Genomic DNA, 8904 nt, shown 5'->3' with positions numbered 1-8904 from the left:
CGGCGTCTTAAGCCGGTGAGGCATAGAGTGAGTTGGCATCGCGGGATCCATGGAGCAGAGATCAGCCAACGGAGTTCAGAGCTCAGATGTAATCGCTTATACATGGCACTTTCTGTTCTCTGAAATCTGCCCTCTCCTTAAATCAGCGCCAATAGCTTCAACCCGCCCATGCCACCTATGGTGAGCCAAAAGGGCGATTTAACATATTGGAATTGGAACAGTTTATTCAAAATAACCGCAATGGCAAAGACAATCAAAGCTGGGTATAGAATTTCTAGTATGCCGCCCAGGAACACGGCTAGGTTATCAAATCCAATCAGAGACACGAAGAAGGTTGAGATCACCGTGATAAGAATGGACCAATGGTGATTAACGCGTCCCTGAAAGATATCCGTGGTTAGGAATTCCGCAAATATTGCCATAAGACTGATGGCTGTGGTTAGACAGGCTAACGCAATAACGATTGCGGCTGCTGGGATGGCAACAATGCCAAGAGTGCTGCCGGCTATGATGCCCAGCATTTCTTCAGGCTGTGTATTGCCAAGAATGGGGGCATACTTGGCTCCCAAGGTGGCAAAACCAATGTAGATAATGGCTAAGAGCGAGGTTCCAATGAGGCCAGCATAGATGGCTGTTTTTGTGACAGAACCAGTGGCTTCCTTCTCTTTGAAGTATAAGTGGATATATTCGATGGTAATGACGGAAAAGAAGAAAGCGATGGGAAGATCGGTCGTTTGATATCCTCGGATGAATCCTTCACATCCTGCATTAAAGGAACTCATGGCACTTGAAGCGGGCTCGAAACCCATCCAGAGCCCTGTGATAATCAGAAGAAAAACACCAGCTAAGAGCCAAGGGGTGAGAATCATGCCTAAAATGGCGATGATTCGGTTGGGGTTCCAGATAAAGGCTCCTATGAGAATTGAGAATAAGGCGCTAAAGATCCAAAATGGGATTCCTATATCCATTAGTTTAACGCCACCGTACCCCACAATGAGGCAGCGCGGAGCGACACCCAGGGGGCCCATAATCAACAGGATAATTATAGTGATGACAAAAGCGGGTTTTTTTCCCAAATAGGCAAAGAATTTTCTTCGATCTCCTCCATTCAGAACCATGCTCATAAATCCAATAAAAGGAACAAGGACTCCGGTTGTGATAAAGCCCATAAGGGCGTAGGAGCACTGATCCAGGGTTTGAACACCAATCTGAAGGGGGAAGACAAGATTTCCAGATCCGAAGAACATGGAAAACAAAGCGAATCCGGCAATAACGATTAGTCTAAAATTTTGAACCATTTTACTTACTTATATTCTTGGGATGATGCGTGCTCTTTTTATGTTCAGTCCTCATCATCCCCTTGGAGGTTTGAAGCGAGCAGATTAAATTGTAGGGTGGGTCTTATGAATATATGGCGGCTACCCGCCGGATGTGGCGCCGCAGGTGGCTAAAGTACAGACAGATACAAAAAGGGACACATTTTTCATATTCATAATAAATACACTTTTACTATATGTGCATTAAAATGTCAAAGCTTTCTTGCATTTTTTGGCCACTACAGTATTAGTTACTGTAGTTTTTGGAAAAATATTTTGAAGGAATTTGGGCTATGAAACGTTTGCAAGTATTTCTAATCTTTTGTTTTTGCTTGATGATTTCTCAAGCAGGGGCACAGTTTGACGTAAAGATAGAATCTGGTGATGAGAACGGTCCAAGATTATCAGCCGTTTTGCCGAGTGGTGTCACGCTTACCAGCATTGAGCCTGATGATAAGGGTACAATGAAAGCCATGGTGGAGAATGACTGCTACCCCGAAGGCCTTCCTAATCTTGGAGAGAAGTCTCAGTGGTTTGGCAACCAGCTGGCGCGTCGCAAAGGGGGGAACCTTTTTCACTGTCTTCGTGTTGCAGAGAATGAAACTATTCTAGGGTATATTGTTTTGGGTCGTCAGCCTTCACTGAAATACCCTGCTAAGTTTGAAGGACTTATGGATTTCTTCGTGAGTTTGGGCATTGTTGAAAAAAATGTGTCGTTTATAAAATTAGATAGTGAAGAAACTTCGAGTGAGTATAGCTCCGCAGATTATTTGAAGAAGCTCATGATAAACGATGGAGATACTGAGGAATGTAAGCAGGCTAAATCTTTTCTAGCCTTTGCTAGTGTCCGCGCACATTTGGATCAGGTTAACGAAGGACATGAACCACGAATTTTAGAATCTTTGAAAGAGGATACAGTGAAAATTGTGACGTATAATAGGGTTGGAAATAGAGGTCTAGCAACTATTTTACCGATGTTACCAAAATCACTCCTTGAAAATTCGGACAAGTCGGAAGAGATTCTGAATGGAGTCGTAGGACTCGTAGGGCATTTGAAGGAAAATGAACATAAACTTCCCCTAGAAGGGACAGAGCCAGAACTTCTCATGGGAATATTTTGTCACGAAGATCCTATTCTGCCTGCTATGAAAAAAGTTGGATTTGAGACACGCCGAGATAAAGTCATTAATGATTTTTACGATAAAGAAAGGCTTGTACTCAATATGAGTCTATAATCGAGTCTGAACCCATTCCGAATTATCACAAATAGACATTAGTTCATAACAGCAATATCTAAGGGTCCTATGTGGGGCCCTTTTTTTATCTCTATGCTGGAATCTAGACTCAACGGAATTTTATTTTATATTACACACTATAATGACTCTAAAATTACTTGTTTTTGTTCCAAAATTTACCAAAATATAATAAGATCATAAGTATATGGGTGTGTTTGGCTTATGTGTTGGGACTGGGAGACAAAAATGAGAAAATTAATCTGCATAACTTTATTTTTAACACTTGGATTCACTTCTGCAGTCTTTGCAGATGCTGTTGGAGTTACGCCAAAAGTTATCACCCTCTCGTCAATTGATATTTTAAAAAACATCAAGAAGAAAGTAAATAAGGGAAAAAAGAAAATAGGGAAGAAAATTAAGTCTTTGAACCCTGAAAATAAGATTAAGAAAGAGGAAAAGAAGATTAAGAAAGAGAAAAAGAAGATTAAGAAAGAGGAAAAAAAAAGTAAAGTTGGATGAACTTAAGGATGAGGGCAAAACTCCTGGCCCGGCTTGTCCACCACCTGCAGACGGAAGTTGTCTCTAGTCCTTGATCAGTTAATAGCTTTGATAAAGGGATTGTTTCCTGGTGGTATGGTGTTAGGATTGCCTTGCAGCTTTTGGTTGTAAAAATTTTCTAGGCCCACAGAATGGAGTTTTTCTACAGTTGAAAAACCAGCCCCCTACTTCATCTTTAGCCATCATTGATATGGGGTCGAACGCCATCCGACTCAATATCTATGCGGGATTGACCCGTGTGCCCCAATGTTTGTACGAAGAGAAGGCTTTTTGTCGCCTAGGGGCAAAGCTAGGCACCGAAAAACGCCTTTGCCAGGTCGGTAAGGAGACGGCAAAGTCTGCTCTTTTGAGGTTCTTTCAAATTATAAAAAGTATGAAAGTCGCCGAGAGTGTGGTGTTAGCGACGGAAGTGTTTCGAGAAGCGGAAGATGGCCTGCAATTTATAAAAGAGCTTGAGGGCTTTATTAAAGCGCCCATAACGCTTCTTCCATGGGAGCACGAGGCTACGATCGCCGCTCATGGTGTTATTTCAGCCTTTCCAGAGGCGAGCGGTATTACAGCCGACTATGGAGGAGGCAGTTTGGAAATGACGCACCTGGATAAAGATCATGTTCAAGAAATGATAAGCCTGCCCATAGGCTCACTTACCTTAAAGAGCCGTGTGGGAAATGATCATGCTGATGCCCGTAAATTTGTCCTTGAGCATCTGGAGAATATTCCTTGGCTGAAGTCGCTGAAAAAGAAGAAACTATATTTAACAGGTGGGGCCTGGAGAAGCTTGGGTGCTCTCCACAGAAAACAAACCAGTTACCCCCTACCCCTTATATATGGCTATAGCCCTGACCCGGATGAATTTTGTGACTACCTTCGACATCTACAGAACCTTCCACTGAAACAATTGGAACGGTTGCCTCATCGTAAGAATAAAGAAGAGCTGCAAATGGCAGCCCTTGCTTTGGAGACTTTGATTCAATTCGTAAATCCGCGTCAGGTCTTCTTTTCCACATATGGGCTTCGTGAAGGTTATATTTATCAGGCTTTGCCCAAATCTGAAAAAGAGAAGCTGCCCTTTTTATCCATATGCCATCAAAGGGAACAGAGAACTCCCATAGTAGAGGGACACCCAAAGGCACTTTTGCAGTGGTTTATGCCTCTCTTTCCCGATTTAACTGATTGGGAACAAATGCAGTTATACTGTGCTTGTTTGTTGTCGGAAATTGCCTGGGAAACCCCTGATGAGTACCGGGTTGAACAGGCGTTTCTGACCGTTGTTGGGATGTCTCTTATGGGACTTTCCCATCATGAACATATTTTCCTCGCCTATACTCTTTCTAACCGCTACGGCGACCACTTATATAGGGAATATAAGGAGATTGTAGAATATTTCTTAACGCCTTCTCAGAAAGAGCGAGCGGAGCGTTTGGGTCTTGCCCTCAGACTCGGAATGGTTGTGTCAGGTAACTGTCCCGAAATTTTAAAACAAACTAGCTTACGACAGTCAGATGAAGGCATAGTGCTTAAATTGCCCAAAGACTTTTTCTATGATCCCCTTATATTGCCGACAGAACTCAGTATATTAGGGGAGGCATTTGGAGGTTTTGGGAAAATAGAGGAGGAACAGCCTCAAAAAACAGAGGTTCCGTACTTCTGAGTTCATCGCTTATCTGCAGACAAACCACTAATTTAAATGTCTAGACGTAGGTGTAAAAAAAACAATAGCACCGAGGGTGGTATTGTTTATCCAAGCAACTGTTGAAAGTCGTCGTTTGCTACTGGGCGTTCCACTGCTTTTTCTGCCCCGGCAATATAATATGAGCCCGTTAGCCAATGCCCTAGGTCAACTTCACGGCATCTCTTCGTACAAAAAGGGGCAAATTGGGGAGAAGAAGGTGACTTACAAGTAGGGCAAAGACTCGCTTTCTTTTGAAAGATCTCAGTTGCATCATATACCTTAGATGTTAGTCTCATTTTAGTCCTCATCGTCTATTCCACAAGCAATACCGTAAAAAATACTGTAGTATCGAAACCCTACCACCATCACTCATAATTTTCAACAAAATAACGCTAAAACTATCTAGAATTAACTTATTTCGCTAAAATATAAGTAAAATTTTAGCTATTTATCTGCATGCTCCACACCAATAATCAAGCGGCCTGCCCTATTTCTTTTTGCTTTTCTTGTTGCCGAGTCCACATTTTGGCGTACATACCTTTCAGGCTTAATAGCTCGTGGTGTGTTCCACGCTCTGTTACTTCTCCATTGTCCAGGACAAGTATTTCGTCTGCATCCACAATGGTCGACAAGCGATGTGCAATGATTAAGGTTGTATGCTCTTGGGAAATCTCACGTAGGTTTTCCTGGATTTCTTTTTCCGTATGAGTATCAAGCGCAGAGGTGGCTTCATCAAATATGAAAATCTTGGGTTGCTTGAGCAAGGCTCGGGCAATGGCAACGCGCTGTTTTTCTCCGCCAGAGAGTTTAAGGCCTCGTTCTCCAACAAGGGTATCTAGGCCCTCTGGTAGCTTTTCAATAAAGGCCTCTAAATGGGCTAACTTGATAACTTGGAGAACTTCTTCTTTTGAGGCGTTAGGATTTCCGTAGGCAATGTTGTAATGGAGAGAGTCGTTAAAAAGAACGGTATCTTGAGGAACGACACCAATTTGATGGCGGAGACTCTTTTGGGGTACAGATTGGATGTTTTGCCCATCTATGGATATGCTGCCTTCTGTGACGTCATAGAATCGAAACAGTAATCGAGCTATGGTAGACTTCCCTGCCCCGCTGGCGCCAACCATGGCAACACGCTTGCCAGCAGGAATGGAAAAACTAACATCCTTCAGAATTGAACGGGTATTTGTATAGGAGAAGGAAACATTTTCAAATAAGACGGCACCCTCAGTCATGTCAATAGGATCGCAATTAGGAGGATCCTTTACCTCAATCGGTACTTTTAAAAGAGAAAACATGGAGTCTAAATCTATAAATCCTCGCTTGATCTCTCTATAGGCCCAGCCAAGGTTGCTAAGGGGCCAATAGAGCTGCATGAGATAGGTGTTCAATAAGACGAAGTCACCAATAGACATTGTATTTGTGCTTATGCGTTGAGCGGCTAAGAGCATCACAATAGTTAGCCCTGCAGAGATAATTATGCTTTGCCCGATATTGAGTACTGAGAGGCTGATTTTAAGTTTAACCGCTGCTTTTTCATAAGTTGAAAGAGAAACATCGTATCTAAGTCGTTCGTGCTCTTCGTTTCCGAAATACTTAACCGTTTCATAATTCAATAAACTATCTATAGCTTTCGAATTGCTTTCTTCGTCTGAAGCATTCATCTGCTTAAGGAATTTTGCACGCCACTGGGTCAGCAGGATTGTCAGGCCGCCATAAGAGAGCATGGTTACGAGAGTGATGAGGGAAAATATAACTTCGTACATGTATGCCAGAAGGCCACAGACAAGTATGATCTCAATGAAAGTTGGGAAGATAAACAGTGTCACATACTTAAGGAGACTCTCAATTGCTTGAGTCCCCCGCTCTATTGATCTGCTGAGGCCTCCTGTTTTACGATCCAGGTGATATCTTAGGCTGAGCGTGTGTAAGTGTTCAAAGACCATTAGAGCTATATTTCGAATGGCGCGATGTTCTACTTTTGCAAAGACGGCATCCCGCAATTCAGAAAATAGTGAAGCTAAAATTCTTGCCATCCCATAGGCCAACAAGAGCCCTATTGGGACGATCAAGAGCGTGCTTTCACTGGAGATATTAAGGCTATCTATAGCCTTCTTGTAGTAGATGGGCACCCAGACGGCGATGACTTTTGAGAGGGCAAGAGATGAAAATGCAAGCACTAAGCGCAATCGAAAGTTAAGGCAATCCTTTGGCCACAAAAAACGTAAGAGATATTTGATGACTTCCCAACTGTTGGAACGAGCTGTTTCGTGGGAGGTAAGAAAATTTTTCATGGTGATCCCTATTGCAGAAGGCCTTTAAAAAATGTAGTAGTTCTCTTGTCTAACATGGATATGTTTTCAAAAAGAAGCTTAAAATAAGGAAGAACAATTGTCAGTTACTCCCCACCAATGGATTACAACCACATCAGAACTTGAAACGTTTTGTAAAGACGTCAGCAAATTCGACTTTATTGCAATCGATACTGAATTTATAAGAGAGCGCACCTACTGGCCTGAGATATCCCTTGTTCAGATCGGCGTCGGAGAACATCTTGGGATTATAGATCCTCTAGCTAAGGGGTTAGACTTGAAACCTTTGTACGCCCTCCTCGCTGATCCTAAAGTCCTGAAAGTGTTCCATTCAGCCCGCCAGGATTTAGAGCTGTTTTTCCATCTCAGTGGTGAAATCCCCCACCCCATCTTTGATACTCAAGTTGCTGCCATGGTTTGTGGTTTTGGTGATTCGGTTGGGTACGCTTCTATTGTTGAAAAGATATTAGATAAAAGTGTTAATAAAACCTATCAATACACGGATTGGTCTCGTCGTCCCTTGAAAAAGGAGCAAATCCAATATGCCCTAGAGGATGTTATCTATCTGCAGGGAATTTATAAAACACTCAAGTCTCAGTTGGAAGATTCGAGCAGGCAAGGCTGGGTTAAAGAAGAAATGGCTATATTGGAATCTCGGCAGACCTACGAAGTTTTGCCCGAGAATGCATGGAAACGCATAAAAATTCGCAAAGATACGCCGAAATTCCTAGCGCTTTTAAAGGAGTTAGCCGCTTGGCGAGAAGTTGAAGCTGAGCGTCGAAATGTTATTCGGTCAACTATTGCTAAGGATGATGTGCTTACAGAAGTAGCTAAACGGATCCCAGAAACGCCAGAAGATATTTTGCAAATGAGAGGTGTTGGCGCTCTAAAGCAAAATCGTAAGGCAATTCAATCTGTTCTTGACTGTGTTCAGAAAGTCTTGGCATTGCCTGAAGAAAGTTATCCGCAGCTTCCTAAAAAGAGAGGACTTTCCTCTGATCAAAAAGTGATAATGGAGAGCCTGCAACTTCTTGTGAATTTTTATTGTGAAAAAGAAGGCGTAGCCCGAAAGTTGCTAGCCACCACAAAAGATTTGGAAAAGTTTGTGTGTGGTGAAAGCGAAGACCTACATTTTCTCCACGGGTGGCGTTTAGAGCTCTTTGGTAAGCATGCTCAGGATTTCATGAGTGGAAAATTGAAGATAAGCGTTGCAGACGGTCAGCTTAAGGTTATCTAGCTGGGCGGCAGGGTTATGATTGTCTGCTTCAATACTCGTCTTCCCAGTCCAAGGATCGTCTTCCCGGCCCAAAGTTCGCCTTCCCAGTCCAAGGATTCCAGAGTCTCCGTCTTCCCGGCCCAAGGATCGTCTTCCCGGTCCAAAGCCGTCTTCCTAGTCCAAAGCTGTCTTCTTAGCCAGTAGTCCAAAACCGTCTTCCCGGCCATTAGGAACTATGGGCAAGCCGCAGGCGCGCCCTTAGAATTCCTTATGAGCGCGGGATCCATTCTTAAGTCCTTGTCTGTGGCACGCTTTTTTCTGGATCCCGCGATGCCAACTCACTCTAGGCCTCACCGGCTTAAGACGCCGGTTCGTCTAGAGTTCCTAGGCTCCGGGAAGACGGCTACGAGGATGTAACCCAAGGATCGTCTTCCCGCTCAAATGCTCGTCTTCCTAGTCCAAGGATCGTCTTCCCGCTTAAATGCTCGTCTTCCTAGTCCAAGGATCGTCTTCCCGCTTAAATGCTCGTCTTCCTAGTCCAAGGATCGTCTTCCCGCTTAAATGCTCGTCTTCCTAGTCCAAGGATCGTCTTCCCGCT

The 8904-nt window shown here is 43.4% G+C and carries 7 protein-coding genes; 4 read left to right on the top strand and 3 right to left on the bottom strand.

From position 1 onward, the window contains the following. Positions 1-137: 137 nt before the first annotated feature. Positions 138-1298 carry a hypothetical protein gene (locus HOL16_01980; protein ID MBT5389462.1) on the bottom strand — a complete coding sequence of 387 codons (1161 nt, stop codon included), beginning with the start codon at positions 1296-1298 and terminating at the stop codon, positions 138-140. A gap of 311 nt (positions 1299-1609) precedes the next feature. Between HOL16_01980 and HOL16_01975 the strand changes: the two genes are divergently transcribed. From HOL16_01975 to HOL16_01965, 3 genes are all read left to right on the top strand, one after another. Next, positions 1610-2551 (top strand): hypothetical protein, encoded by a 942-nt coding sequence (locus HOL16_01975; protein MBT5389461.1) that lies wholly within the window; start codon positions 1610-1612, stop codon positions 2549-2551. Positions 2552-2797: 246 nt separating this feature from the next. Further along, entirely contained in the window at positions 2798-3070 is a 273-nt protein-coding gene (locus HOL16_01970) for a hypothetical protein (protein MBT5389460.1), read from the top strand. A 187-nt stretch (positions 3071-3257) separates the two neighbouring features. Next, positions 3258-4760 (top strand): hypothetical protein, encoded by a 1503-nt coding sequence (locus HOL16_01965; protein ID MBT5389459.1) that lies wholly within the window; start codon positions 3258-3260, stop codon positions 4758-4760. Between the two features lie 86 nt (positions 4761-4846). On the opposite strand, the gene yacG is transcribed toward HOL16_01965, so the two are convergent. After that, positions 4847-5077, bottom strand: a complete 231-nt coding sequence (yacG, locus tag HOL16_01960; protein ID MBT5389458.1) for a DNA gyrase inhibitor YacG — start codon at positions 5075-5077, stop codon at positions 4847-4849. 177 nt (positions 5078-5254) lie between these two features. Beyond that, positions 5255-7072 carry an ABC transporter ATP-binding protein/permease gene (locus tag HOL16_01955; protein ID MBT5389457.1) on the bottom strand — a complete coding sequence of 606 codons (1818 nt, stop codon included), beginning with the start codon at positions 7070-7072 and terminating at the stop codon, positions 5255-5257. A 97-nt stretch (positions 7073-7169) separates the two neighbouring features. Between HOL16_01955 and rnd the strand changes: the two genes are divergently transcribed. After that, positions 7170-8327, top strand: coding sequence for a ribonuclease D (gene rnd, locus HOL16_01950; GenBank protein MBT5389456.1), 1158 nt, complete (start codon positions 7170-7172; stop codon positions 8325-8327). Positions 8328-8904: the final 577 nt, after the last annotated feature.

The organism is Alphaproteobacteria bacterium (assembly GCA_018662925.1).
Lineage (GTDB): Bacteria > Pseudomonadota > Alphaproteobacteria > 16-39-46 > JABJFC01 > JABJFC01.
The sequence above is the reverse complement of the archived record's forward strand: the minus strand, read 5'-3'. Positions and strand labels throughout refer to the sequence as shown.

What these genes read in the sequence shown, in the direction of transcription:
- HOL16_01955 (MBT5389457.1), bottom strand. Translation starts at nt 7,072, where the DNA reads ATGAAAAATTTTCTTACCTCCCACGAAACAGCTCGTTCCAACAGTTGG.
- HOL16_01975 (MBT5389461.1), top strand. Translation starts at nt 1,610, where the DNA reads ATGAAACGTTTGCAAGTATTTCTAATCTTTTGTTTTTGCTTGATGATT.
- HOL16_01980 (MBT5389462.1), bottom strand. Translation starts at nt 1,298, where the DNA reads ATGGTTCAAAATTTTAGACTAATCGTTATTGCCGGATTCGCTTTGTTT.
- yacG (MBT5389458.1), bottom strand. Translation starts at nt 5,077, where the DNA reads ATGAGACTAACATCTAAGGTATATGATGCAACTGAGATCTTTCAAAAG.
- HOL16_01970 (MBT5389460.1), top strand. Translation starts at nt 2,798, where the DNA reads ATGAGAAAATTAATCTGCATAACTTTATTTTTAACACTTGGATTCACT.